The sequence below is a fragment of the Gillisia lutea genome, from assembly GCF_021568705.1.
In the GTDB taxonomy this organism is placed as follows: Bacteria; Bacteroidota; Bacteroidia; order Flavobacteriales; family Flavobacteriaceae; genus Gillisia; species Gillisia lutea.
The window spans coordinates 119,789-145,362 of sequence record NZ_JAKGTH010000007.1; the positions used below are offsets into that span (position 1 = coordinate 119,789).

Sequence of the window (25,574 nt, forward strand, 5' to 3'; positions counted from 1 at the left end):
ACATCTTTGAGATAATAATATGGCAAAGTTTGAACTAAAATTGCCCAAAATGGGTGAAAGTGTTGCAGAAGCGACTATTACAAGTTGGTTAAAAGAAGTTGGTGATACCATTGAAGCAGATGAAGCTGTATTGGAAATTGCTACCGATAAAGTTGACAGTGAAGTTCCAAGTGAGGTTGATGGTGTACTGATAGAAAAGCTTTTTGGGGCCGACGATGTTGTAAAAGTAGGGCAAACAATAGCAATTATAGAGATTGATGGGGATGGCGCAACATATGAGGTGGAGCAAGAATCATCTTCTGAAGCTTTGGTGGAAGAAGTTGAGGAAACTGTAGCTACTGCAAAACAAACCACTCAAACCAGCGGAGAAGATTTCTCCGATTCAAATAAATTCTACTCTCCATTAGTTAAGAACATTGCAAAAAAAGAAGGCGTTTCTTTGAGTGAATTAGAGGCTCTAGAGGGAACAGGGAAAGATGGCCGTGTTACAAAGAATGATATTTTAGAATATGTAACTAATAAAGGTCAGCAACCGCAAGCTCCTCCTGTGGCACCGGCTGCTGTGCAACAAGCGCCAGCTCCTGTTAGTGTAAATGGAGAAGATGAGATTGTGGAAATGAGTCGAATGGGTAAAATGATTGCTCACCACATGGTACAAAGCGCGCAAACTTCTGCTCATGTACAGTCATTTATAGAAGTAGATGTTACAACTATTTGGAACTGGAGATCCAAACACAAAGCAGCCTTTGAAAAAAGAGAAGGAGAAAAGCTAACCTTTACTCCCATCTTTATGGAGGCGGTAGCAAAGGCCATAAAAGATTTCCCAATGATCAATATTTCTGTAGATGGGGACAAGATCATCAAAAAGAAAAACATCAATTTAGGGATGGCTGCGGCACTTCCTGATGGAAATTTAATTGTTCCGGTAATTAAAAATGCCGATAGATTAAATTTGGTCGGACTTGCAAAAGAGGTGAACGACCTTGCAAACAGAGCGAGACAAAATAAATTGAAACCCGACGATATCCAGGGAGGTACTTACACTGTAACAAATGTTGGAACATTTGGAAGTATTATGGGAACACCTATAATCAATCAGCCACAAGTTGCAATTCTAGCCTTGGGAGCTATTAGAAAAGTTCCGGCTGTAATTGAAACTCCTGAAGGAGATTTTATAGGGATTCGTTACAAAATGTTCTTGTCCCATAGCTATGATCACAGAGTGGTTAATGGAGCGCTAGGTGGGCAATTTGTACAGCGCGTGGCACAATATTTAGAATCTTTTGATAAAGATAGAGTGGTATAACAACTTGAAAATAATAATTAAAAAAGAGGCATTCTAGTTAATTAGCAATGTCTCTTTTTTATTTCTATAATTGGGGATGCGTGGCTCTCCTTACAATAGAACTACCAATTTATACTATATTTACAACTAAAAATAGCATAACACTATGGAGTTAAAACTCAAAAAACCTATTTGTTTTTTTGATCTGGAAACTACGGGTACCAATATATCTAAAGACAGGATTGTCGAAATCTCTATTCTGAAAATTTTCCCCAACGGGAATAAAGAGAGCAAGACCTGGTTAGTTAATCCTGAAATGAATATCCCGCAGGAAGTGATAGCTATTCATGGAATTTCAAATGAAAAGGTTGCTAACGAACCTACTTTTAAAGAGCTGGCTCCGCAAATTCATGAGATGATCAAGAATTGCGATCTGGGAGGTTATAATTCCAATAGGTTTGATATTCCTCTTCTGGCAGAAGAATTATTGCGAGTGGAGGTAGATTTTGAAATGAAAAATGTGGTTTCTGTAGATGTGCAAACCATTTTTCATAAGCAGGAACAAAGAACACTTTCTGCAGCCTATAAATTCTACTGCGGAAAAGATTTGGATGGAGCGCATTCGGCAGCCGCCGATACCAATGCTACTTACGAAGTTTTGAAATCGCAATTAGATAGATACGATGATCTTGAAAATGATATTTCCTGGTTAGGTGAATATAGTTCTCGTAGAAAATTCGCCGATTTTGCTGGTTTCATTGCTTTCGATAAAAAAGGACATGAAGTTTTCGCCTTTGGGAAATATAAGGGGAAACATGTAGAAAAGGTCTTTGAAGATGAACCAGGTTACTATGGCTGGATTCAAAATGCCGATTTCCCGCTTTATACTAAAAAGGTATTAACAGCTATTAAATTAAGAAAACTCAATAATAAATTGAGCTAATTCCTATAAACTAAATTTTTATTAGTTACAATGAAACTTATTTGTATTGGAAGAAATTACAGCGAGCATATCTCGGAACTTAAAAATGAAAAGCCTACAGAGCCAGTAGTTTTCTTGAAGCCTGATACTTCTATCCTGTTAAAAAAACAACCCTTCTTTATTCCTGATTTTTCCGATGATGTTCAGTACGAAGTGGAAGTTTTGGTAAAGATTAATAAAGTTGGAAAGCATATTCAGGAAAAATTCGCACATAAATATTATGACGAAATAGGGTTAGGTATAGATTTTACTGCCCGAGATCTTCAAGAGCAACTAAAAACAAGGGGATTGTCTTGGGAAAAAGCGAAGGGCTTTGATGGTGCTGCGGTAATTGGAGAAAAATGGATTAATAAAAACTCTCTATCCAATATAAATAATATTAACTTTAGCTTGATTAAAAACAAAGAGACCGTTCAAAAAGGTAATACCAGCGAGATGTTGTGGAAAATAGATGAGATCATTTCTTACGTCTCCCAGTATTTTACTTTAAAAATTGGTGATGTAATTTTTACCGGAACCCCCAAAGGTGTTGGTAGGGTGCAGGTAAACGACCAGTTAACGGGATTTATAGAGGAAGAACAAATTTTTTCAATACACGTAAAATAGATGAGCAACTACAACTTAACCGAAGTGATTGAGATGGCTGGTGGTGATGATGATTTTGTAAAAGTGATTATAGAGACCTTTTTAGAGGAGATACCGCCAGATGTAAAATCTATGGCCGAAGCAATAGACAATAGTAACCCTACTTTAGCTTATCAATTTGCCCATAAAATGAAGCCAAATTTACAATTATTCGGATTGGAGCTAATGGAGCAGATATTGACTATTGAAGCATGGGCCAAAGGTACTGGAGCTGAAGGGAAAGCAAGGGAGGCTAAGGAAAAGATTTCTACTAAAGTAACACTGGCAGAAAAGGAACTGAAAGAGGATTTCGGATTGTAATGATTGCAGAAATTATTACAATAGGAGACGAGATTCTAATTGGGCAAATAGTTGACACTAATTCGGCTTATATAGCAAAAGAGCTTAATAAAATAGGGGTGTCTGTCCATCAAATAACTTCTATTGAAGATGAGAAAGATCATATTTTAGAGAGTCTTAAAAATGCTTCGAACACTGCCAATGTTGTTATTATAACTGGTGGATTGGGTCCCACGAACGATGATGTTACTAAACGTACACTTTGTGAATATTTTGAAGATCAACTTATTCTTAATTCTGACGTTCTAGAACATATTGAGGAGATTTTTAAGAGGATCAAGCATACTCCCATTTCTAATTTAAACAGGGAACAGGCAATGGTACCCTCTAAAGCTGCTGTACTTCACAATAAATATGGAACTGCCCCGGGACTATGGTTTAAAAAAGATGAGGTCGTTTATATTGCCATGCCCGGAGTGCCTTTTGAGATGAAAGCGCTTATGGAAATTGAAGTGTTGCCAAAACTAAAGAAAGAATTCGATCGTCCGTTTATTCATCATAAAACCATTAGAACCTATGGTTTAGGTGAAAGTGCAATTGCTCTTAGATTAGAAGAGTGGGAGCGAAATTTACCCCATCATATAAAACTTGCCTATTTACCAAATTTTGGAATGGTAAGATTGCGTTTGTCTGGGAAGGGGTATGATGAAGGAGAATTAAAAACTTCTATCGAGCTGGAATTTGAAAAGATTTATCCCTTATTAAAAGATATTATTGCTGATACTGCCGGGGAAGATGAAGAGCTATCACTCAGTCTGCAAAATGCCTTTATTGATAAAAAGAGCACTTTAGCCGTGGCAGAAAGTTGTACAGGAGGGCTGTTAGCTGCTGAAATAACCTCTAATGCAGGGTCATCTCAATTTTTTAAAGGAGGGATGGTTTCCTATGCTACGCAGGTGAAAGAAGAAGTTCTAAAGGTTTCTAAAGCCACCGTAAAAAAATATTCTGTAGTAAGCAGGCAGGTTGCAGAAGAGATGGCTGTAAGCGCTAGGCAACTTTTTAAGTCGGATTATGCAATTTCTACCACCGGAAATGCAGGCCCTGAAAAAGGTGAAAGTGATGCTGAGGTAGGAACGGTTTATATTGGGATTGCTACCCCAGAAAAAGTATATGCAGAGAAATTTGAATTGGGTAAGCGAAGAGAGCAGGTTGTGAAAAAGGCTGTAAATAAGGCTTTGGAAATGATTTACAAGGAGTTAGTTACACGGTAGAACGCAACTACTCTATTTGAGTATTATAAAAATAATAAAGGGCGGCTTAAAGGAAGAATAAAATTCCTTGAAATATTTTTAAAATTATGTTGGCGGTTACTTAAAAAAATCGTTAATTTGCAGCCTGTTTTGAAATAACAAAAAGATTTAAGCAATGTCAAGAGTTTGTGAGCTAACGGGTAAGAGAGCAATGGTAGGAAACAATGTTTCTCACGCCATGAATAAAACCAAGCGTAAATTTAATATCAACTTATTAAAGAAGCGTTTTTATATTCCTGAAGAGGACAGATGGGTAACTTTAAAAGTTTCAGCTTCTGCATTAAAAAACATCAATAAAAAAGGTATCTCTGCTGTAATTAAGGAAGCTAGAGAAAAGGGATTTTTGAATAAATAATCCTTAACCACTAAGACATAGTAAAATGGCAAAGAAAGGTAACAGAATACAGGTAATCTTAGAGTGTACAGAGCACAAGGAATCAGGAAGACCAGGTACTTCAAGATATATTACAACAAAAAATAAAAAGAACACGCCAGATAGAATGGAGTTAAAGAAATTTAACCCTATCCTTAAGAAAATGACGGTTCATAAAGAAATTAAATAAGTATAAGTCATGGCAAAAAAATCAGTAGCAACATTACAGACAGGTTCTAAGAGATTGACTAAAGCTATTAAAATGGTGAAGTCTCCTAAGACAGGTGCATATACATTCGTTGAAAGCATCATGATCCCAGAGCAAGTAAATGACTTCTTAGGTAAGAAGTAAGTTATTTCAAAAAATATTTTAAAAGCCGTCCAGAGCCATCTGGACGGCTTTTGCTTTTTGTGTATATTTACACTCAATTGAAATCTGGGTATCTGAGATTTTGATTTTGAATATTCAAACCTTCCAAATAATGAGTTTATTTAAAAAAATATTTTCTAAGGAAAAGAAAGAAACCTTAGATAAGGGATTAGAAAAGTCAAGTACTACCTTCCTATCCAAAATGAGTAAGGCTGTTGCCGGAAAATCTAAAGTAGATGATGATGTTTTAGATGACCTTGAAGAAGTTCTTGTAAGTAGTGATGTTGGTGTAACTACTACTATAAAAATAATTAAGAGAATTGAGGAGCGTGTTGCGAGAGATAAATATCTTGGTACTGCCGAGCTTAATGGGATTTTAAGAGAAGAAATAGCAGGCTTACTTTCAGAAAGTGAAACAGAGCAAGGAGTTAATACAGGAATAGATTGGAACACGGTTTCCAAACCTTATGTAATCATGGTGGTGGGAGTGAATGGTGTTGGGAAAACCACGACTATTGGAAAACTGGCGCATCAATTCAAAAAAGATGGTAAAAAAGTATTACTAGGTGCTGCAGATACTTTTAGAGCAGCCGCAATAGATCAGCTTCAAATTTGGGCAGATAGAACAGGAGTGCCAATTGTAAAGCAGCAAATGGGAAGTGATCCTGCTTCTGTTGCTTTTGATGCTGTAGAAAGCGCGGTAAAACAGGATGCCGATGTGGTGATTATTGATACTGCCGGTAGATTGCATAATAAGGTAAACCTTATGAATGAGCTTAGCAAAGTGAAACGTGTAATGCAAAAAGTGGTTCCTAGCGCGCCTCACGAAGTATTATTGGTTTTGGATGGTTCTACTGGCCAGAACGCTTTTGAACAGGCTAAGCAATTTACAGCAGCTACAGAGGTTACTTCTCTTGCGGTTACCAAACTGGATGGTACAGCTAAAGGTGGGGTGGTAATTGGTATTAGCGATCAATTCAAGATCCCTGTGAAATATATTGGAGTAGGTGAAGGAATAGAAGATTTACAGGTTTTCAATAAATTTGAATTTGTAGATTCTTTCTTTAAAAAATAATCCTTCTAAACCTGCCTTCATGAAAAAATGTTTATTCCTCTTGTCGGTGCTTTTGATGTTTTCTTGTAAAAAGGAAAAAACTACTTTGGTTAACTCTGAGGTGAAAAATGATAGCACAGCTGCTTCTAAGGAAATGGAATTCAAAGTTTTAGATTCTAAATTTATAGAAAACGATTCTCTTTGGAAGCCTTTTCAGCAGGAATTAGATGCTTTTTCTGAAGCACGATACTCATCTTTACTTCCTTTAGTAATAGATAAAGACATTCCGAGTATTCAGAAGTCTGTGTATAATGGGGAGTTTAGCTATGAAGAATTGGTCTTATTCTACCTCAAGAGAATTCAGAAGTATGATAGAGAGAATGAACTAAGCTTAAATTCTGTGATATCTCTTAACCCTTTTGTTCTAGAGCAGGCCCGAGAAAAGGACATTCAACTAAAGAATAAAATGCTTAAACATCCCATCTTCGGGATGCCAATATTGTTAAAAGATAATATCAACACAAAAGATTTACCAACTACTGCCGGTGCGGTAGCGTTAATGAATAATAGTACTAAAGATGCTTATCTTGTAGAGCGTCTAAAAGACAATGGCGCTTTAATTCTTGGAAAAACGAATTTAAGTGAATGGGCGTATTTCTTTTGTGGAGATTGCCCTAGCGGTTACTCTGCAGTAGGAGGGCAAACGCTGAATCCATATGGCAGAAAAATTTTAGATACCGGTGGTTCCAGTTCTGGGAGTGCCGTTGCTGTGGCTGCAAATTTTGCGGTTGCTGCTGTTGGATCTGAAACATCTGGCTCTATCTTATCTCCTTCAAGTCAGAATTCTGTAGTGGGTTTAAAACCAAGTATCGGTCTGCTTAGCAGAGGTGGGATCATTCCTATTTCCAGTACGTTGGATACACCGGGGCCTATTACTAAATCTGTAATAGATAATGCTATTCTTTTATCGGCTATGTCTGGAAGAGACAGTTCAGATCCTGCTTCTGTAAAATTAAAAGCTAAAATTTCAGATTACTACACAGAATTAGAAGAATCGTCCTTGAAAGGGAAGCGCTTTGGAGCCCTTAAAAGTTTAATGGAGGATAGCTTATATGTAAATGCTTTAGAAGATCTTAAAGCAGCGGGAGCAGAGGTGATAGTTTTTGAAGCGGAAGAGATCGATCTTCCTAATTTCTTAAGATTGCTCAATCTTGATATGAAAAAGGATCTTCCTGAATATTTTCAGAAATATGGAGGGGATTTGGAATATAATTCTGTAGCCGATATCATATCTTATAATAATAAAGATTCAGTGATGCGAGCTCCTTACGGACAGTCTTTATTTAAAGGAGTTGTGGCAGATTCAGCTACAGCTGAAGACTTTACTGCCATAAAAGATACTCTATATGCGAATGGAAAACGGTTTTTCGATGTTCCAATGAAAGAGTATCAATTAGATGGAATACTTTCTATTAATAATTATCATGCTGGTTTTGCAGCCGTAGCTCACTATCCGGCTATTACTGTGCCAATGGGGTATTCGCAAGATAAGGCTCCTGAGGGGCTTACCTTTTTCGCAAAGCCATTGCAGGAGGCACAACTGTATGAGTGGGCATATAATTATGAAAAAGTTTCAAAAAGAAGAAAATCACCAGAAAACTACCAAAAGTAAGATGCAAAAAGATAACTTTAAGGCCATTCTATGTAAGATCATCTTATTTTACAGTGTATTTTATGTGGTAATGAAACTAATTGCCATTCTATTTGATGGTGCCTGGCCAATTCCTAATCTTATTCTTGTTTTACCATTTATTGCCTTTGCAGTGGTTGGCGGTCTTATGTTCAAAAGGGATTATTTCACTTGGACTTATGCTATTCTGGGAATAATAATTATTAGTGTTATACGCTATTATGAAGCTGAATGGGTGCTACAACTACACCAATATTTCGGATAAGTCTTTGGTTCTTCAAACTTTCTCGTTTCTTCTCTAGTTCAATTTTTAGATTGTATCTTTGCACCCGCTTAAAGCGGAATGAAAATCTAGAACTTTCCTTTGATTAAAATAAAGTTCAATTTATAATATGATTTTCAAGATGTGATTTTTAAAGATTGATAACATATGAGAACCAAGACCTTAAAGAAGAATAGAATTAATGTGGTAACCCTAGGTTGCAGCAAGAATGTCTATGATAGTGAAGTATTGATGGGGCAATTAAAGGCCAATAAGAAAGATGTTGTTCACGAGGAAGATGGAAATATTGTTGTTATCAATACCTGCGGATTTATCGATAATGCTAAGGAGCAATCGGTAAATACGATCTTGGAATATGTTGAAAAAAAACAGAACGGGGAAGTTGATAAGGTTTTTGTAACCGGATGTTTAAGTGAGCGTTATAAGCCAGATTTACAGGAAGAGATTCCTGATGTAGATCAGTATTTTGGAACTACCGAGTTACCCGGACTTCTAAAAGCATTGGAAGCCGATTATAAACATGAATTGATAGGCGAGCGTTTAACTACAACACCTAAAAATTACGCGTATTTAAAGATCGCTGAAGGTTGCGATAGACCTTGTTCCTTTTGTGCAATCCCTTTAATGAGAGGGAAACACAGATCTACCCCAATTGAGAATTTGGTTATCGAAGCTAAAAATCTTGCAGCAAACGGAGTAAAGGAATTGATACTTATTGCTCAAGACCTCACCTATTATGGGTTAGATCTTTATAAGAAACGAAATCTTGCTGAGTTACTAGAAAATCTGGTAAAGGTTGATGGAATTGAGTGGATACGTTTGCATTATGCATTTCCTACCGGTTTCCCAATGGACGTTTTGGATGTAATGAAGAGAGAGCCAAAGGTTTGTAATTATCTAGACATTCCGTTACAGCATATTTCAGATGATCTTTTAAAATCGATGCGTCGCGGTACTACTCATGCAAAAACAACCAATCTTTTAAAGGATTTCAGGAAATTCGTTCCTGAAATGACCATTAGAACAACGCTTATTGTTGGGTATCCAGGTGAAACTCAAGAACATTTTGAAGAGCTGAGAGACTGGGTAAAGGAAATGCGTTTTGAGCGTCTGGGCTGTTTTACCTATTCTCATGAAGAAAATACTCATGCATATAATCTTGAAGATGATGTGCCACAGGAAGTGAAGCAGGCTAGAGCCAACGAGATCATGGAAATCCAATCTCAGATCTCCTGGGAACTAAATCAGGAGAAAATAGGGCAGACCTTTAAAGTGGTAATCGATAGAAAAGAAGGGAATTACTTTATTGGTAGAACCGAATTTGATTCTCCCGATGTTGATAATGAAGTATTGATAGATGCTACCGAGATCTATTTGAAAACTGGCGACTTCTATGATATAAAAATAACGGAGGCTGCAGATTTTGACCTGTATGGAACTCCAGTAAATGCAAATGTTGCAAAACCGGTTAGAAAAGAGCTTAAAATTAGAAGTGTCTAATTAAAGAGATACATATTGAATTTTATAGATTTATAGAAGTCAATGTGTAATCTATGCCGCAAATAATTAAAAAGTCTCACCCCGGAAGGAAATATTACAATTTAGTTTTCGCAATACTATGGGGTTTTGTGGGTGTTGGTTATTTTTTTACAGAAGAAAATAAATTCTTAGGAGTGTTATATTTAATGCTCTCATTAGGATATATAATTTTTCATATTTATAACATTAAGAGAGGTCGTAATCAAGATTATGTGAAATGGGATGATCATGTTTTGGAAATTGGTCAAGCAGGGGTGGAGCAACTAAGGTATCCCTTCGAAGAAATAGATAGCATTACGATCACTAAAAATAATCTTATCATTAAATCGGGCGCTGCTGCAGGAACCATGGTTGAGCTAAAGGGTTTTAGTGAAGAAGATATTGAAACTCTTAAAGAAAGATTTACTTCGCCCGAGGCAGCCTAATGTGGTTCTCATTTAATATTTTGAAATAATATTGAATAGCCTTTAACTGGTTTTTCGGTTTCTGCATATCACAAATAAGTTCTCTTCTACTAAATTTTTCAATGCAAAATTCACCTTTGCTTAAATGTTGAAGTCTTTCAAATTGGTCGAGACCAACAAATACACGGGCAATGCCCAAGCTTATTATTCTTAAGAATTTTTCACGATTTTTTGACGGATAGTCGCAAAATGCTGCTAACTCAAACGTTTTATTCAATTGAGAATGGAAGTAGTTTCTCAATTCTTGAATATTACTAGTGTTAGTTGCTAGAGTAGTGATCTTATCTTGATGATCCTTCCAAACATCAAAAATATCATTTCCCAATTGCATGAGTCCGCCAAGATGATAGATCAGTTTTTCTTCTGCCTCATTAGGGGAGTTCTCAAGACAATATCTGTAATACAAAAAAGAAGTTCCTCCTTTCTTTAACGTGAGTTTTTTCAATTCTGAAGTGAAAATTGAAGCATCTTTCTGCTTTAAGCTTTCCTTCTGAGCACTAAAGACATTTAAAGCCTGTTGCTGAACTTTTTTTGAACATGAGACATACTGTAGCCCTTTCGTATACAATTGCAGGAGTAATGCTTCATGAGTGGTATTTGGATGCATCTCTTTAGGCTTTAAGATGAGTTCCTCCAAATTACTGGCCTCTTTTGTGGTATCATCAAAAAGATCATCCAGTAAACCGGAGATGCCCCCTAAGTAACTTAAGCTTTTTCGTTCGGGAAGCTTCATTTTGCTTCCTCTTAAAACACAAAAGGAAGTCCCCAGTACTGCGGAGACTCCCAATGCGTAATAATCGGTTATTTTTTTAATATCCTCTTTGGATACACTCCCGTCATTAGACGGTTCAAATAACCCGATTTCCGGTAAAAGATACTTTTTATTGAATACGTTCTGTTTCCATACCTGCGTCAGTAAAAAAAGATAGGTGCCGGGTAGTTCAATAAAATTTCTAAAACTATTCTTCATTCAACAGGATAGGTTTTCCAAAACCTAGACCCTCTAACTTTTGGAGCTGGGTGGCAGCATCTCCTACTATTAAATAGTATATCCTCTCTGGATTTATGTAGGTGTTGGCCAGTTCTTTAATGTCTTCAATAGTCATTTTGTTAACGGTCTCTTCTCGTTGTTTGATGAAGTCGGCCTCCAAATTATAGTTACTTATATCCGAAAGCATATTTAGTTTTGAATTCAGAGTTTCAAACTTTCGGGCATTGCTTTTTATCATAAAACTTTTGGTGACTTCAAGATCCTGACTATCAAAATTCACAGGATATTCGGTTAAAATTTCTTTAATAAGGCTTAAGGCATCATAAGTAATGTTAGAGCGCACTCCGCTGGAGATCACAAATTGCCCTACTAAATTACTGCCGGTGAATTTAGATCTTATCCCGTACGTATAACCTTTTCCTTCGCGTAACTGCTGAGTGAGCTGGGAAGCAAATCCACCTCCACCTAAACGGTAATTCATCACCTCTGCAGGATAAAAATCTTTGTCAGTTGCTTTTAAAGCGGGTGCTCCAATCATAAGAACCGATTGTTTTGCTCCAGGCACATCGTAAAAATACACCTGCGAACTTTTCGGGGCTTGTGGTGTAGGTAGATCGGGAAATAATACATTAACCGGTTTCCAGTTCGCAGAAATTGCCTTAAGTGAAGAAGTCGTAGCCTTTCTATCTATATAGCCAACTATAGAAAAGCTAGCCTGCATAGGAGATAGGTTAAGGCGATAATAGTCTTTAAGGTCTTGGAGGCTTATCTTTTCAATGGAGTTTTCGGTACCCAGATTGTCGTGAGAGAGAATATGAGTATTGCCATAGATCAACTTTTTGAACTCGCTGGTGGCAATACTATTCGGATTTGCATTTTGTTGCTGAATTTGACTGCTTACCTTTTGTTTAGCCAATTTAAACTCAGTTTCATCCCATCGCGGTTCTAATAAAATCTCTCGTACTAGATCCATCGTCTTTTCATAATTTCTGCTCAGGCTGCTTCCACTTATAATTATTTTTTCATCGGTAGCGGTCACTTCAATGCTGGAGCCTAAAAGTTCTATGGCCTCTTCTAATTCCTGCGGTGTTTTTTTAGCGGTACCTTTGGTCATTAAATTCGCTAACAAATTAGAAACTCCTACTTTGTTTGGATCTTCTAAAAGTAGCCCACCTTTCATCTCTAAACTGAATTGCACTAAGGGCACTTCCTTAGAAGTAATTCCATAAATCTTTAGACCTGAAGGAAGGTTAGCTTGCCAGACCTCAGGCGTTTTTAACTCTGGAGTACCCCAATAAGGAGGCTCTGTAGATCTATCGAAACTGGAAGGTGTTTTCTGGTAGGCCACTTCAGCAGACGTGTCAAATTCATCTTCAGCTCCTTCTACAATCTTTTCTTCTACAACTTCAGCAGGTACAGAATTCTCTAAAGCCAGTTCTGGCTGACCCTTAGGAACAAAACTGGTAGCGATATAAGGTTTGTTCAGAATGTATTTTTTGAATACACGCATAACATCTTTAGAGGAAACCTCAAAAATTTTTTCTACATTTTTGTTGATCTCATTTGGATCGTTAGCAAATATCTGGTATTGCGCCAACTGAAAACCTTTCCCAAGAACGCTGGAAATACTGTTGTAAAATTCAGTTTCCTGTCCGGCTTTAATCCTTTTTAAGTCTTTTTCAGGAATTCCATCTTTTGCAAATTGCTGAAATGCTTCATCGATGGCAGATTTTACTTTATCAAGATCGGTCTTATCATAAGCACGAATTTGTAACATGAATTGTCCTGCTAGTTCCGAAGTATAATCGAACATGTCTACGGCATCGGTCAATTCCTTTTCAACTACAAGTTTTTTATACAAAGGCGCGTTCTTTCCTTCAGAAAGATATTTTGCCAATATCTCTAACGCGTATGAATCTTCATGATAGGAATATACAGAGGGCCAGGTAAGGGTGAGTTCTGGTAAATTCGCAAAGTTATCTTCAAAATAGAGATTTTTTGAAGCTTTCAAGGTTACCGGTTTCTTTTCTAAAACAGCAATTTCTTTTCCGGGTTTAATCTCATCAAAGTATTTATGAACCCAGTCTTTGGCCTGAGCTACATCAAAATCGCCTGCTATTGTAAGAGTCACATTATTTGGCACATACCAGGTATTATAAAAATCTTTCACATCTTGCAGTGTGGCATTTTGAAGATCCTCCAAAGAACCAATTACTTGCCAGCTATAGGGATGTCCTTGCGGATACAGGTTTTGATCTATAACATAAAAGGTATGCCCATAAGGACGGTTATCTACGCTTTGCCTTTTTTCATTTTTTACAACCTGCTTTTCTTTTGCAAGTATAGGTTCGGTAACTGTATTAATGAAGAAACCTAATTTATCGGCCTCTGCCCAGATCATTTTCTCCAGGGCATCATTAGGTACGGTCTGGAAATAATTGGTTCTGTCTCTACTGGTAGAGCCGTTAGCGCCAGAACCTCCAATACGAGAACTCATTTTATCGAGTCCGCCTTTGCCGAGATTTTCCGATTCTAGGAATAACAAGTGCTCAAATAGATGAGCAAAGCCGGTTCTTCCTTCCTTCTCGCGAGCAGAACCTACATGACTGGTAAGAGCAACTGCTACGACGGGATCTGATCTATCTATATGTAAAATAACACGCAGGCCATTTTCAAGAGTGAAGGTTTCAAAATCTACGTTGAAATTTTTGTTCTTCTCTTGTGCTGAAACTGATAAGGTGCTTATCAAGAAAAAGAAAAATAGCGATCTAATATATTTCATAAAAAAAATAATTTGATAAGGGTATTAAAGATTGATGAGTTACATTTTATAATCGTCATTATTGACAAAGAAGATGGAATTTACAAAGAAGAGTTTCCCGTTTTCCCAAAATGCCCTAAACAAAGGGTTATCTACCAAGTATACAAAACTCCCTCTTCCCATAGGTTCTTCGCCAAATATCATAGAATTTTTGATATTTTTTATAGCCTTACTTCCTGCAAATCCGGAAACAACTTCCGGCGTCTCTTCTAGATAAGCCACATTATAACCTTCCGTTAAATAACTATAGCTGTCATTGCTAAGTTTCAAACTGTAATAGGAATTATTATAGCCAAAAGCCAGGGGGTGAGTGTTGTCTACTTTAGTTTTTATAATACTGCCGGTAATAAGTTCTTTTATATCTTCTCGTTCCCGTTGATTATAGGGAATCAAGCTTGAATTTTTTGAAGTGTCTTCCTTAGTGTCCGGCTTGTTTTCCTTCAAATTGAATCCATCTTTTCCTGCGAAACTGGAGATAGCATTTCCAATAGCAATTACTTTCCCTCCATTTCTTACCCAATCTTTCAATTCGCGGAGGCTATCATCGCTTAAAATACGACTGTAATATCCAGAAGGAAGTACTATTACATCTAAATTAGAAAGAGCTTTTTCATTAAAATAATCGGTATCAATTGTGGTGACATGGTAATTGAGTTCTTGTTCAAAAAAGTACCAGATTTCTCCAAAGTTCAGAGAAGAGGTGCCATTTCCTCGTAATACTCCTATTCTGGGTTTATTAATGATCTTGATCTCTGAAGAACCAAAATCCGGTCCGCTAGTGGCAAAACTACTGCTAGCCGAATGCAGTTGGCGGCCATATTCATTGGCGAGTGCTACTAATTTCTCGTCAAAATCTTGAAAATTCTTATTATCACTTTTAGTAATCACTAAACTTCCAGGAGTAAATTTTTCCTTTGCATTTTCAAAGGCTGTCTGAGTGAATCGTACTTTGAAATTATCTTTTAAAAGAGCAGCAAGGAATTTTGCATCTTCCATACTATCCCATTTTGAAATATAACCGGCCGCTTTTGGGGTAGCTGTATTAGCCGGTACTGTGGTAGAGGAAATAGCTTTTTCTGAAATAGGTTTGTCGCTAGCTACAGCATCCAGACCGTATGCGTAAGGAATGCTCCATGCGGTGATATCATAGGTTAAAGAATCTACAAGTCTGGCAGCAGGTTCAAATAGCACCTTTATCATCTTTCCTTTAGGCTGATCGCTGTTTATAACCAGCGTATTTTCAGATGCGTCTAAGCCACTGTTGTTGTTAGCGGTATAATTGTAGCCTTTTATTTTAGGGTTTTTTGAGGTAGAATAAGTTATCTCGTGGAAGTCTAACAATCTCTTTAGTGCGCCTATTTTATCTGGGCTGCCATTAACGGCATAACTTTTTGAATCGCTGCTACTGTTATTGAAGAATTTTTTGAATTCTGTTCTTAATTTTTCAACATTTTTAGAGGCGATTTCTACGGTAGAAATCCCGGTGGTGGTATGATGAGCAAGCCTGTCTTTTAAAGTAAGCTCAAAGCCTTCGTTGGTATTAATGCCTAAGCCAGCATCTCCATTTCCTGCTTGCTCGTAGGTCATTCCAATAGCTCCCATATATGTGGGATACGTATCTCCATAGCTTGGATATAATAGATCAAAACGCTCTCCAGTGAAATATAGCCAACCATTTTCATCAAAATACTTTGCATGATTCTTACCGATTTCTTTTTGAAAATCACGTTGAAAAGGAGTAATGATTTCATGAAATGGTTCTGCCGCAGGGGCGAAATAATATGGATCGTTAATGCCTTGCTCATGGAAATCGACGTGGATCTGCGGCATCCAAGTATTGTAGACTTTTAATCGCTGACGAGTTTCTACCTGCGTAGCCCAAGCCCAATCCCTGTTAAGGTCGAATAAATAATGATTCGGTCTTCCTCCGGGCCAAGGTTCATTATGCTCTGAAGCAATTTGAGCAGTATTATAAGGAGACGATTTTACCTGATTGTACCAGTTAACATAACGGTCACGACCATCAGGATTCACACATGGATCCATAATTATTACCGTATTCTCCAAGTAATTTTTATTTGCAGTTACAAGTTCATAAAGTGTTTGCATAGCTGCTTCGGTACTGGAGGCTTCATTACCATGCACATTATAACTTAACCAAACAATAGCTTTTTGTAAAGTGGAATTGGTAGAATTTTCCAATAACCCCGCGGTCTTTAAATGATCCTTTCTGATATCTTCTAAATTCTGCATATTTTCTTCTGAAGAAACAATAGCATAAGTAAGTGGCCGGTTTTCATTAGTTTCACCATAGGATTGATAGTTTACCAATGGTGAATTCTCAGCAACATACTCAAAATAGCGCACAACATTGGCGTGGCGGGTAAATCGTGTTCCTAATTCGTAACCTAAAAAATCTGAAGGAGATTGAATATTTTGGGAAAATGTTGTTTCTATTAGAAGAAAGAAAACAATAAAAAGAAAGGTAATTTTTTTCATTATTAATTTTAAAACCAAGATTAATATAGTAAAGATAGCACACCACCCTGAATTAACTAAAATTTAGGGCATAAAATGCGTATCTTCGGTATCTTTGTGTTTTAATAGAAATTATATGCCAACAGACTGTCTTTCCTATAAAGAAACCAATTATTTTTCCAATCTAATTACCGATTATATCGAACAAAAAGAGGAGTTAAAATCCTTCTATCATAGATTTCCTGTGTTAGAGAATTTTGAAGCTCAGACTGCAGAAAAAAAGTCTTCTTTTACTGTTGAAAAAAGAACTGTTCTGGTAGCTGCTTTAAAAAGACAATATTCCGGAATTAATGTTTCTGATACAGTTGCAAATAATATTGATTCCCTAGCAAATGAAAATACATTTACGGTAACTACCGGGCATCAGCTCAATTTATTTACCGGTCCGTTATACTTTTTATACAAGATTGTTTCCGCCATTAACTTGGCTTCCGAATTGAATAAAAAATATCCACATTCACATTCTGTGCCTGTGTATTGGATGGCTACCGAGGATCATGATTTTGAAGAGATCAATTATTTCAATTTGAATGGAAAGAAATTCAAGTGGAACAGCAGTGAAAAAGAAGCGGGAAAAACTGCGGTGGGAGAGCTTAAAACTGAAGGTTTAGAAGATGTGTTCGAGCTTTTTTCAGCAGAGATAGGAGGAGGGAAGACCGCCGAAAAATTAAAAGGACTATTCAAAAGTGCTTATTTAGAGCATCCTAATTTAACCGATGCCACCAGATATCTAGCAAACGAACTGTTTAAAGATTATGGACTGGTGATCGTTAATGGTCAGGATGTAGCTTTGAAACAGCAATTTGCTCCTTATGTACAAAAAGACCTGTTGGAGCAACTTTCTTTTAATACTACGACATCGCTGGCTTCTAAATTAGAAGATCTGGGATATGGAGTGCAGGTGAATCCCAGGGAAATCAATATGTTCTATTTGAACGATGGCTTACGAGAGCGGATTCTTGAACAGGATGGAAAATTCTATGTGAATACTACACAAATAGAATGGTCTAGAGAAGAAGTACTAGAGGAATTGGAAGGTCACCCAGAACGATTTAGTCCTAACGTGATGATGCGCCCTTTATATCAAGAGGTCATCCTGCCAAATTTGTGTTATATAGGAGGTGGTGGAGAATTGGCCTATTGGTTTGAGCTAAAAGAATTGTTCGAAAAGGCAGGAGTAACTTTCCCTATTTTAATGCTCAGGAATTCTGCATTGATCGAAACAGCAAAACAGAATGAGAAGCGTGAAAAACTGGATATTTCTCATGCTGAATTATTTTTGAAACAACATGAACTTATAAATAGAAAGGTTAGAAAAATATCAAATATCGATATAGATTTTAGCCCTCAGAAGAAATATTTGAAAGATCAATTTCAGAGTTTGTACGAATTAGCTGAAAAAACAGATGAGTCCTTTCTTGGAGCTGTAAAAGCACAGGAGGTAAAGCAGCTTAAAGGATTGGAGCATTTAGAGAAACGACTTTTAAAAGCCCAGAAACGAAAACTGAAAGATGAGGTTTCCAGAATAACCAATTTACAAAATGAGTTGTTCCCGAATAAGAGTCTGCAAGAGAGGCAGACCAATTTTTCAGAAATGTATTTGGAATATGGAGAAGCTTTAATTCCTTCCTTAATAGAAAAACTAAACCCTTTAGAATTACAATTTAAAATTTTGACTTTTGGAGAAAAATAAAATGCATACTATAGATATGGATCTGGTGGAAATGACCTTAGATGTCATGAAATATACCATAGATCGTATCTCAAATATCACCCCGGAGCTTGGTTCTCCTAAAAAAGAAGAGGAATTATTGAAGATGGTGGGGGAAACTGTCACCCCAAAAGGAATTGGTGGAGAGAATGCCTTTAAGATGTTTAGAGATGTCCTAGTGAAAGCTACAGTACCAATAGATCATCCAAGGCATTTGGCATTTGTACCAGCAGCACCCACAAGAGCCGCAATCATGTTCGATCTTGTAACATCGGCTTCTAGTATTCATGGTGCCTACTGGATGGAAGGAGCAGGAGGGATCTTCTGCGAGAATCAGGCCATGAAATGGTTGGTTTCACTTACCGGCCTACCGGAAGGCGCTTTTGGAGTATTTACCAGTGGAGGAACTGCAGCAAATCTTTCTGCTTTAGTTGCGGCAAGAGAAGAATGGAGAAATAAAGACGTATCTCATATTGCAGAAAAAGGATTGTTACTAACTTCCGATGGAGCGCATAGTTCAATCCAGGCTATGGCAAAAGTGATGGATGCAGATATTCAAATTATTACTTGTGAAGGAGAAAACCTTACCGGGAAAGAGTTGAAAGCAGCAATAGCTAAGTTGTCTGCTGCCGATAGAAAATGCCTTTTTGCAGTAGTAGCTACAGGTGGTACCACCAATGCCGGAATTATTGATGATCTGGCTTCTATTGCTGAGGTGTGTGAGACTGAAAAAGTTTGGTTCCATGTAGATTGCGCTTATGGAGGTGGTGCACTTGCTGCCCCATCAGTAAGACATTTGTTCAATGGAATAGAAAAAGCAGATAGTATTACTATCGACCCGCATAAATGGCTTTTTTCTCCTTATGATTGCGGAGCGGTGATCTATAAGGATCTGGAAATGGCAAAAAATGCACATTCTCAAAAAGGTTCTTATCTGGAGATCTTCAAAGATGAAGGTGCTCAAGGTTTTAATCCAGCCGATTATCAAATTCAACTTACAAGAAGACTAAGAGGGATGCCTTTATGGTTCTCTTTAGCGATGCACGGAACCGAAAAATACAGAGATTCTATAGAACGAGGTATTGAGTTGGCTAAAATAGCTGCAAAAAAGATTGAAGATAGACCGTATTTAGAGCTTGTGAGGCCATCAAGTTTATCGGTTGTGTTATATAAAAGAAAGGGATGGACCCCGGAAGATTATAGAGATTGGACCTATAGAAATCATAACGCGGGAATTGCATTGGTAACTCCTACAAAATGGATGACCAATGGGGAGTATGAGACCATTTCAAGATTTTGTTTCATCAACCCCGATACCACCGAAGAAGATATCGATATGATACTGGATACTATGGAATAATAATAATAGTTTGAATAACAAAAAACTCCCGAGAATTTCGGGAGTTTTTTTATACTATGGTAAGGCGTTTTACTCTGCTTTATCCACAAAAGGGCGTTCTGCTCTATTTGCAACTTCCCAGGCGGTCAAGAACACCAATCTCGCACGTTTCTCTAATAGATCATAGCGAATCTTATCGGGAGTATCTGTCATTTTATGATAATCGGCGTGAACTCCATTAAAATAGAAAATGATTGGAATGTTGTTCTTAGCGAAGTTATAATGGTCACTTCTGTAATAAAAACGGTTGGGATCATTTTCGTCATTATAGGTGTAATCTAAAGCTAGGTTCACATATTTGGCATTTACTTCTTCACTCAAATTATGTAACTCTGTACTTAGCTTATCACTTCCAATAAGGTAAACATAGTTGCCATCAGCTTCGTGAGCAATATCTGTACGACCAATCATATCAATATTCAGGTTGGCCACTGTTTCAGTTAAAGGGAATACAGGATTATCGGTATAGAATTTTGAACCAATCAAACCTTTTTCTTCTCCAGTTACGTTTAAAAATAGAATGGAGCGTTTTGGTCCGTATCCTTTTTCTTTAGCAGTCATAAAAGCTTCAGCAATTTCCAATACCGCTACAGTTCCAGACCCATCATCATCGGCACCATTAAATATGTTTCCCTGGTCATCCATTCCCACATGATCGTAATGAGAGGAAATTACTAAGATCTCGTTCGGAAATTCACTCCCTTCAATAAAAGCTAATACGTTTTCCGATTCTTTTACACTCCCTCTGAAGGCAGAGGAAGGAACTTCCTGATAGTAATCATCGCCTCCCAGGGGAGAAGGAATTCCTAATTTTTTATATTCGGTTTTAAGATATTCTGCAGCTTTCTTTTGTCCCGGTTCGCCAGTCTCACGACCTTCAAATTCATCACTGGCAAAGATATAAAGGTGATCCTTCAATTCATCTGCATTGATGGTGGTGGCAAAATCCATAACATCTGCATTTTCAACATTTTTTGGTTGATGAGCGCCACAGCTTATTAAGTTTAAGGTTAGCGCGCATAAAAGAACTTTTTTCATAGATAAATAATAGTTTAATAATTGACCCAAGATACGAGATTTCGGAGTAAATGGGATGTTTAATTTAGTTTGAAGAAAACTATTGTGGGGCGAAGTATGCTATTTATTTGATATTGAGTAGATTTAGTTCAGCTGAAATTATACTGCAGAAAAAAAATGAAAAAAAGCGCAATTTTATTTCTTGTAATACAAAAAGCTTTCTATATTTGCACCCGCATTCAAGGAATACTTGATGAGGCACTCAGGAGAAATGGCAGAGTGGTCGAATGCGGCAGTCTTGAAAACTGTTGAGGGTCACACCTCCGGGGGTTCGAATCCCTCTTTCTCCGCAACACAAAACCGTAAACAACTTATTTATAAGCGTTTACGGTTTTTTTTATGTCTTGTTTGGCCGTGATTTGTGCCGAAGAAAATAGCATTCTCTAGTTTTACTTTCTATTAATGTAGTTTAGATGTATACTGAGATTTTTAGTCTGATTCTAGGACTTCATATAGTTTTAAGTCATTCCAGAATTTTTCATAAATATTTATCATACGAGTTGTTATAGCATGGAAATGATTCGAAGTATTATCATCCCAAATTCGACCATCTATTTTCTGCCAATACTTCCAATCTGATTGTAAAATGAATGAAAATTTTTGCTCTTTCTTTTCTTTAATATCTTTTGGTGATTGAAGGTTTCCTCTACTTCGATTTAATTCTAATGAAATTGCTCTGAAATTTCCATTACAATTATTCCAATCTTTAATGCTCCTATTACACTTACTTTTCCTATAAACCCATTCACTAGGATAAATATGATCCCAATCCCAAGGAACATTCGTATCATCAATTTCATTCATCTGATTATAATCGCTAAACGTGGAATTGATATAATCGCGCTGAGCAAATAATATTAAATCTTTATTTCCTCTAAGTTTACTTATAAATTTTTCGAATTTTTCGTTTGCAGAAATAGAATCAGATTGATTTTCATCTAATTTATTTTGGTAAAACTTGGTAATCCGAGTACCAATTTTGTTTTCCTGTATATTCCACTTGCCTGGTTGATCTTTGTTAAAAGCTTTTTCAACTTCAGGTTGCAAATAGTATAGATATAAAATCTCTGGATCTATTAGGAATAGTAAGTCTTTACTGTCCCAACTCATTAAATCATCTAATGGTTCTTCCCAAAATTTTGGTTCCAAAACCTTATCATTCCATAACTCCCTACTATTATCATATCCAAACCATGAACAAGTAAACAGTTTCGCAACTATTTTTATTTCTAATTTTTCATTTATACTTGTTTCGTTCTTATGTAACCAAAAAATAAAAAAGAGAAATAAATCCTGATTTTTTCTTACAAACTGTTTTATGATGACTGGCGGCATCACACCTTTAAATTGAGTATTGTTTTTTAAGGAAAGGATATTAAAACCATTAGCAAATAATTTTTTAAAGGTTTTGTTTTGAATTAATATGTTTAGTTTATTTCTAAAATGATCATTTTTCAATCTTCTTTGAAAATCTCGTACGTTCATTTTCTTCACATAATTGTTTTCATCAAGTTCTGATGCCACCATACGAGATACATGAGAGAGTACTTTTGGTGGAGTAATAAAATTAAAGCCAATATCCTCAATCAAATTTTTTGACTCAGGAAATATTGCTTTATAAATGGAATAAATTAAATCATCACCAGTAAGACTAGTTCCGGACGAATTGATTCTAACAAATAATGTTGGATCTTTAGTTTCATTTTCTTCTTTTAAAACCTGTTCTGTTATAATATTAGAATGAATTGTAATTTTCAAGCTTTCTTGAACTACTTGCCTAATTTCATTTATTTCCTGATTTAATTGATTATTTAAAAGGTGAATGAACTCTGCTTTGGTTTCGAAATCTCCATGCTTTGTTGAGAAATAAAAAGGTAGATATTTGTCCGCTTTAGAAATTATTTCTTCGACATTTTGCGATTCTAAAAAAAAGCACAAGGGGAGGGGATAATAGCTATCATAAGGGTAAACTGTGGAATTTCCAAATGTCGTATATCCTCCTTTATTATCTGGATGTCTTAAAAACAAATCCAGAGCCTTCCTTCTGTCAGATACAGTTAACCTAGAATCATTTTTAGAAGCTTGAAATCCCCAGGGGTGAGAGTTTGTGGTCACCCTAATTAAATATTTACTTGAATAAGAAACTTGCTGTGGCTTTAAGTCAATCCATACCATGGGCAGATTTTCTCTGATACTCCAAGATTTTGTGGTATTTGATTTATGATATGGGTTAAAATGACCTAAAAAAATCGATGTGGCTCTTTGCTGACCATCCATTAAATAATATTCATTTCCAGTTTTCGAAAGTAAGAAGGAACCTATCGGATAGCCCCTTAAAATAGAATCCCATAAATCTTCTATTTGTTTTAATTTCCAAACAAAACCTCTTTGAACGCTGGGTAAATTTACTTTGGAATTTGAAAAATCTAGTTGCCAGTCAGCAATTTGCTTTAGGGTAAAACTATCAATCATTAAATTTTTGGTTGGAGAAATTAATATTTAAGAAATAATTTAGTTGAGGCTCATGATATTTGTAGGGATAGAAGTTTATAAGCCGAGGTTAATTTGGATGGGAAGTTAATTTTATTCTTTTCCAAAAACTAATTTATTTTTATCTCATAAAGGAAATATTATTTGAAATTCATTAGTAAATAAGTAGAAATTTAGGCCAAATACTTCCTTATCTCCAAAATTTCAAACCCAGGACCAAAATCAATTTTGTCATATAGCTTTTTACCAAGAAGTAACTCTGCCATTTTACTTTCCGAATTAATCGATTGAGCAGTTTCTGCTTCTACACCAATTGAAAACCATTTTTCAGCTTTGCCATTTGACTTGAGTAGTACTAAGTTTCCAATTTGGACCTTTTCAGGTCCTTGAATATCTGATCCAATTTTATTTAAAGTAAAATGGCATATTTTATATCCACTCTTACCGGTTACAATTTCTGAATGTGTAAAGTAAAAAAGGCCATCAAATTTATAACCTTCCTTAGGCGAAAATTTAGAAGCATGTTTCCAACCTCTAATTACTCTAACAGGATATTGAGATTTTAAACTTTTCAATAATCCGGCGTTTCCTGGTGAATCCCAGTGCTGATGAGCCACTTGTTTACCACTTGTGGTATCGTTACCACCTTCTCCAGTATAAAGTATTTCATCACCTAAGTCATAATCGTCTTCATATCCTCCAGACATTACTATCGCCGCTGCACCGTCGGATGCATTACTATCTATACCTCTTACAGATGACCTGTGTAAACCAGCTTCTATTAATTGGTATCGGTTACTAAATACTGAACCTTCTTTTATATTATCCGGATTGCCGAAAGTGATATTACCCATGAGAATTAATTTGTATTAGTCTAAAAATAAGTATTTTAATTAAATATTAAATTTGATTAAATATGGAAAACTTTTCATATAAATCTGCGGTGATAGATTTATTGTATTTACAGGATCAATTACAATATCTGATTGTTAAATATCCAAAGTACAAGGATGCTACCGAAATACTATGTGCTCATGATTATTTTGATGAAGATTTAAATATTCAATTTCCTACGATGACTTCAATAAGTAGAGATACCGGCATTAAATTTTCCAAGGTGAAAAAGATGTTAAAGGAGATTCATGATTTATTATTTTCAAAAACTGGAGAAAACCTCTCTTTTGAAAAAACATGTTATCGTATTTGTTTTTCAGATCGTGACGATCATTTCGAGATGAACTTGAAATACCTGTCTCAAGTACCTAGAGTAGGAGAGAATATTGATATACCGTTTATCAAGGCTCGTTTGCTTTCGGGTCTTTTCTATGTTGAGAGCATTGACCATGTATTTGAAAATGGAACTCAGATAATTGAAATTTGATATAAAACCGGACGTGCCAATCAATATTTACAATGTCGAAAGGATAAGGCCGAGGCTCTTGGTGAAATTAATACAGATTAAATACCGAAGGTTAATAATTATGAAATCAGAAATAAAATTAGTTCTAGGCAATTGAAAGCTTAATTTTATTACATTTACTTCTGTTTTAAGCGCCCTACCGTACTCTAGAAATATTGAAAATTATACCTACTTATGCCAGAATGCATTGAATGTGGTGATTACACCAAATTTAATGGTGGACTATGCTACACCTGTTACAAATCTGAAAACTCAACTGAAGTAGACGTTCTTGAACCTGAAGCAGAGGAAGAGTCCGGTTTATCTAAAAAAGATCGTAATTATAGATATAATATGATCAAAGGTAGGATAGGGGAGACTCTCATTCAGGAGCTATTTTTAAGTCTTAATTACAATGTATTTCGCTATGGAATGGAAAATACGATTCCAGGAATTATGGACCTTCTTAAAGGAGTAGATTCAGATGTCTCCAAAGCTATACGCAGGATGCCCGATTTTGTAATCCAAAATCCAGAAGATAAAGAAGTTTACTTTATTGAAGTTAAGTTTCGCGCAAGTGGTGAATTTAAGTTAAAAGATTTACCCAAGAATTACCCTTATAAAAACGCTTATATCATTCTTGTTTCAAAGAGACATATTAAGTGTATTACCGTCGTAGAATTGAAAGATGGAAAGGAGATAACCGAAAAATCTAAAAATTACCTAGGTAATAGAAAAGAGTTTGCATTAGACAAGAACGTTATAAAGGAATTCTGTGATTTTGCAGTTCAGTTTTTTCAAGGGGTTTAATGGGTTAGTTGATATTAAATTTCTACTTTTAAACGATTGCGAGAATCCTAACTAACCAACTACA

At 36.1% G+C, this 25,574-nt stretch carries 23 protein-coding genes and 1 tRNA gene; 18 read left to right on the forward strand and 6 right to left on the reverse strand.

The window, feature by feature from the left end; genetic code table 11:
* Window positions 1-19 precede the first annotated feature (19 nt).
* The 13 genes from L1I30_RS04975 to L1I30_RS05035 all read left to right on the forward strand — a co-directional run bounded on the left by L1I30_RS04975 (window position 20) and on the right by L1I30_RS05035 (window position 10,235).
* Entirely contained in the window at window positions 20-1,306 is a 1,287-nt protein-coding gene (locus tag L1I30_RS04975) for a dihydrolipoamide acetyltransferase family protein (protein ID WP_236133161.1), read from the forward strand.
* 145 nt (window positions 1,307-1,451) lie between these two features.
* Window positions 1,452-2,228 (forward strand): 3'-5' exonuclease, encoded by a 777-nt coding sequence (locus tag L1I30_RS04980; protein ID WP_236133162.1) that lies wholly within the window; start codon window positions 1,452-1,454, stop codon window positions 2,226-2,228.
* 30 nt (window positions 2,229-2,258) lie between these two features.
* Window positions 2,259-2,873: a fumarylacetoacetate hydrolase family protein gene (locus L1I30_RS04985; RefSeq protein WP_236133163.1), complete on the forward strand. Its 615-nt coding sequence runs from the start codon at window positions 2,259-2,261 to the stop codon at window positions 2,871-2,873.
* Complete coding sequence (locus tag L1I30_RS04990; RefSeq protein WP_236133164.1) at window positions 2,874-3,212, forward strand: Hpt domain-containing protein; 339 nt, start codon at window positions 2,874-2,876, stop codon at window positions 3,210-3,212.
* Window positions 3,212-4,462 (forward strand): competence/damage-inducible protein A, encoded by a 1,251-nt coding sequence (locus tag L1I30_RS04995; protein WP_236133165.1) that lies wholly within the window; start codon window positions 3,212-3,214, stop codon window positions 4,460-4,462. Before L1I30_RS04990 ends, L1I30_RS04995 begins: the two co-directional genes overlap by 1 nt.
* A 154-nt stretch (window positions 4,463-4,616) precedes the next feature.
* Complete coding sequence (rpmB, locus tag L1I30_RS05000; RefSeq protein ID WP_236133166.1) at window positions 4,617-4,856, forward strand: 50S ribosomal protein L28; 240 nt, start codon at window positions 4,617-4,619, stop codon at window positions 4,854-4,856.
* 25 nt (window positions 4,857-4,881) lie between these two features.
* Window positions 4,882-5,064 carry a 50S ribosomal protein L33 gene (gene rpmG, locus L1I30_RS05005; protein WP_034890814.1) on the forward strand — a complete coding sequence of 61 codons (183 nt, stop codon included), beginning with the start codon at window positions 4,882-4,884 and terminating at the stop codon, window positions 5,062-5,064.
* A 9-nt stretch (window positions 5,065-5,073) separates the two neighbouring features.
* Window positions 5,074-5,226: a DUF4295 domain-containing protein gene (locus L1I30_RS05010; RefSeq protein ID WP_236133167.1), complete on the forward strand. Its 153-nt coding sequence runs from the start codon at window positions 5,074-5,076 to the stop codon at window positions 5,224-5,226.
* Between the two features lie 130 nt (window positions 5,227-5,356).
* Entirely contained in the window at window positions 5,357-6,319 is a 963-nt protein-coding gene (ftsY, locus tag L1I30_RS05015; protein ID WP_236133168.1) for a signal recognition particle-docking protein FtsY, read from the forward strand.
* 19 nt (window positions 6,320-6,338) lie between these two features.
* On the forward strand, window positions 6,339-7,970 hold the full coding sequence (locus L1I30_RS05020) for an amidase family protein (RefSeq protein WP_236133169.1): 1,632 nt from the start codon (window positions 6,339-6,341) through the stop codon (window positions 7,968-7,970).
* 1 nt (window position 7,971) lies between these two features.
* Entirely contained in the window at window positions 7,972-8,253 is a 282-nt protein-coding gene (locus L1I30_RS05025) for a hypothetical protein (protein WP_236133170.1), read from the forward strand.
* Between the two features lie 165 nt (window positions 8,254-8,418).
* Window positions 8,419-9,771, forward strand: coding sequence for a 30S ribosomal protein S12 methylthiotransferase RimO (gene rimO, locus L1I30_RS05030; protein WP_236133171.1), 1,353 nt, complete (start codon window positions 8,419-8,421; stop codon window positions 9,769-9,771).
* 53 nt (window positions 9,772-9,824) lie between these two features.
* Window positions 9,825-10,235, forward strand: coding sequence for a YcxB family protein (locus L1I30_RS05035; protein WP_236133172.1), 411 nt, complete (start codon window positions 9,825-9,827; stop codon window positions 10,233-10,235).
* Here L1I30_RS05035 and L1I30_RS05040 read toward each other — a convergent pair.
* The 3 genes from L1I30_RS05040 to L1I30_RS05050 are packed head-to-tail and all read right to left on the reverse strand — an operon-like array spanning window position 10,213 to window position 16,585.
* Window positions 10,213-11,244, reverse strand: coding sequence for a hypothetical protein (locus L1I30_RS05040; protein WP_236133173.1), 1,032 nt, complete (start codon window positions 11,242-11,244; stop codon window positions 10,213-10,215). The two genes, L1I30_RS05035 and L1I30_RS05040, sit on opposite strands and share 23 nt — an antisense overlap.
* A complete protein-coding gene (locus L1I30_RS05045) occupies window positions 11,234-14,047 on the reverse strand; it encodes a M16 family metallopeptidase (protein WP_236133174.1) in 2,814 nt (937 codons plus the stop codon). The genes L1I30_RS05040 and L1I30_RS05045 overlap by 11 nt, the downstream gene beginning before the upstream one ends.
* A gap of 39 nt (window positions 14,048-14,086) precedes the next feature.
* A complete protein-coding gene (locus L1I30_RS05050; protein WP_236133175.1) occupies window positions 14,087-16,585 on the reverse strand; it encodes a M14 family metallopeptidase in 2,499 nt (832 codons plus the stop codon).
* 115 nt (window positions 16,586-16,700) lie between these two features.
* On the opposite strand from L1I30_RS05050, the gene bshC reads away from it, so the two are divergent.
* Together bshC and L1I30_RS05060 are read left to right on the forward strand one after the other, a co-directional pair.
* Entirely contained in the window at window positions 16,701-18,317 is a 1,617-nt protein-coding gene (gene bshC / locus L1I30_RS05055; RefSeq protein ID WP_236133176.1) for a bacillithiol biosynthesis cysteine-adding enzyme BshC, read from the forward strand.
* Between the two features lies 1 nt (window position 18,318).
* The gene (locus L1I30_RS05060; RefSeq protein WP_236133584.1) at window positions 18,319-19,695 is read left to right on the forward strand and encodes a pyridoxal phosphate-dependent decarboxylase family protein; all 1,377 of its coding nucleotides are present in this window, start codon (window positions 18,319-18,321) and stop codon (window positions 19,693-19,695) included.
* Between the two features lie 69 nt (window positions 19,696-19,764).
* Here L1I30_RS05060 and L1I30_RS05065 read toward each other — a convergent pair whose 3' ends face one another.
* Entirely contained in the window at window positions 19,765-20,772 is a 1,008-nt protein-coding gene (locus L1I30_RS05065; RefSeq protein WP_236133177.1) for a M28 family metallopeptidase, read from the reverse strand.
* A 244-nt stretch (window positions 20,773-21,016) separates the two neighbouring features.
* On the opposite strand from L1I30_RS05065, the gene L1I30_RS05070 reads away from it, so the two are divergent.
* A tRNA-Ser gene (locus L1I30_RS05070) sits at window positions 21,017-21,101 on the forward strand.
* Window positions 21,102-21,240: 139 nt separating this feature from the next.
* Here L1I30_RS05070 and L1I30_RS05075 read toward each other — a convergent pair.
* Both L1I30_RS05075 and L1I30_RS05080 read right to left on the reverse strand, forming a co-directional pair.
* Window positions 21,241-23,283, reverse strand: a complete 2,043-nt coding sequence (locus L1I30_RS05075) for a DUF262 domain-containing protein (protein WP_236133178.1) — start codon at window positions 23,281-23,283, stop codon at window positions 21,241-21,243.
* Between the two features lie 191 nt (window positions 23,284-23,474).
* Complete coding sequence (locus tag L1I30_RS05080; protein ID WP_236133179.1) at window positions 23,475-24,155, reverse strand: YDG/SRA domain-containing protein; 681 nt, start codon at window positions 24,153-24,155, stop codon at window positions 23,475-23,477.
* Between the two features lie 62 nt (window positions 24,156-24,217).
* Here L1I30_RS05080 and L1I30_RS05085 point away from each other — a divergent pair, with 62 nt between their 5' ends.
* Both L1I30_RS05085 and L1I30_RS05090 read left to right on the forward strand, forming a co-directional pair.
* Window positions 24,218-24,682, forward strand: coding sequence for a hypothetical protein (locus tag L1I30_RS05085; RefSeq protein ID WP_236133180.1), 465 nt, complete (start codon window positions 24,218-24,220; stop codon window positions 24,680-24,682).
* A gap of 213 nt (window positions 24,683-24,895) precedes the next feature.
* Window positions 24,896-25,510, forward strand: coding sequence for a hypothetical protein (locus L1I30_RS05090; protein WP_236133181.1), 615 nt, complete (start codon window positions 24,896-24,898; stop codon window positions 25,508-25,510).
* The last annotated feature ends 64 nt before the right edge of the window (window positions 25,511-25,574 follow it).

Excerpts from the sequence above, each read along its gene's own strand:
- ftsY (WP_236133168.1), top strand. The coding sequence starts at position 5,357 with ATGAGTTTATTTAAAAAAATATTTTCTAAGGAAAAGAAAGAAACCTTA.
- L1I30_RS05075 (WP_236133178.1), bottom strand. The coding sequence starts at position 23,283 with ATGATTGATAGTTTTACCCTAAAGCAAATTGCTGACTGGCAACTAGAT.
- L1I30_RS05035 (WP_236133172.1), top strand. The coding sequence starts at position 9,825 with ATGCCGCAAATAATTAAAAAGTCTCACCCCGGAAGGAAATATTACAAT.
- L1I30_RS05060 (WP_236133584.1), top strand. The coding sequence starts at position 18,319 with ATGCATACTATAGATATGGATCTGGTGGAAATGACCTTAGATGTCATG.
- L1I30_RS04980 (WP_236133162.1), top strand. The coding sequence starts at position 1,452 with ATGGAGTTAAAACTCAAAAAACCTATTTGTTTTTTTGATCTGGAAACT.
- L1I30_RS05050 (WP_236133175.1), bottom strand. The coding sequence starts at position 16,585 with ATGAAAAAAATTACCTTTCTTTTTATTGTTTTCTTTCTTCTAATAGAA.
- L1I30_RS05085 (WP_236133180.1), top strand. The coding sequence starts at position 24,218 with ATGGAAAACTTTTCATATAAATCTGCGGTGATAGATTTATTGTATTTA.
- L1I30_RS05020 (WP_236133169.1), top strand. The coding sequence starts at position 6,339 with ATGAAAAAATGTTTATTCCTCTTGTCGGTGCTTTTGATGTTTTCTTGT.
- L1I30_RS05010 (WP_236133167.1), top strand. The coding sequence starts at position 5,074 with ATGGCAAAAAAATCAGTAGCAACATTACAGACAGGTTCTAAGAGATTG.
- L1I30_RS05080 (WP_236133179.1), bottom strand. The coding sequence starts at position 24,155 with ATGGGTAATATCACTTTCGGCAATCCGGATAATATAAAAGAAGGTTCA.
- L1I30_RS04990 (WP_236133164.1), top strand. The coding sequence starts at position 2,874 with ATGAGCAACTACAACTTAACCGAAGTGATTGAGATGGCTGGTGGTGAT.
- L1I30_RS05090 (WP_236133181.1), top strand. The coding sequence starts at position 24,896 with ATGCCAGAATGCATTGAATGTGGTGATTACACCAAATTTAATGGTGGA.
- bshC (WP_236133176.1), top strand. The coding sequence starts at position 16,701 with ATGCCAACAGACTGTCTTTCCTATAAAGAAACCAATTATTTTTCCAAT.
- rpmB (WP_236133166.1), top strand. The coding sequence starts at position 4,617 with ATGTCAAGAGTTTGTGAGCTAACGGGTAAGAGAGCAATGGTAGGAAAC.
- rimO (WP_236133171.1), top strand. The coding sequence starts at position 8,419 with ATGAGAACCAAGACCTTAAAGAAGAATAGAATTAATGTGGTAACCCTA.
- L1I30_RS05025 (WP_236133170.1), top strand. The coding sequence starts at position 7,972 with ATGCAAAAAGATAACTTTAAGGCCATTCTATGTAAGATCATCTTATTT.
- L1I30_RS04995 (WP_236133165.1), top strand. The coding sequence starts at position 3,212 with ATGATTGCAGAAATTATTACAATAGGAGACGAGATTCTAATTGGGCAA.
- L1I30_RS05045 (WP_236133174.1), bottom strand. The coding sequence starts at position 14,047 with ATGAAATATATTAGATCGCTATTTTTCTTTTTCTTGATAAGCACCTTA.
- L1I30_RS04975 (WP_236133161.1), top strand. The coding sequence starts at position 20 with ATGGCAAAGTTTGAACTAAAATTGCCCAAAATGGGTGAAAGTGTTGCA.
- L1I30_RS05040 (WP_236133173.1), bottom strand. The coding sequence starts at position 11,244 with ATGAAGAATAGTTTTAGAAATTTTATTGAACTACCCGGCACCTATCTT.
- rpmG (WP_034890814.1), top strand. The coding sequence starts at position 4,882 with ATGGCAAAGAAAGGTAACAGAATACAGGTAATCTTAGAGTGTACAGAG.
- L1I30_RS05065 (WP_236133177.1), bottom strand. The coding sequence starts at position 20,772 with ATGAAAAAAGTTCTTTTATGCGCGCTAACCTTAAACTTAATAAGCTGT.
- L1I30_RS04985 (WP_236133163.1), top strand. The coding sequence starts at position 2,259 with ATGAAACTTATTTGTATTGGAAGAAATTACAGCGAGCATATCTCGGAA.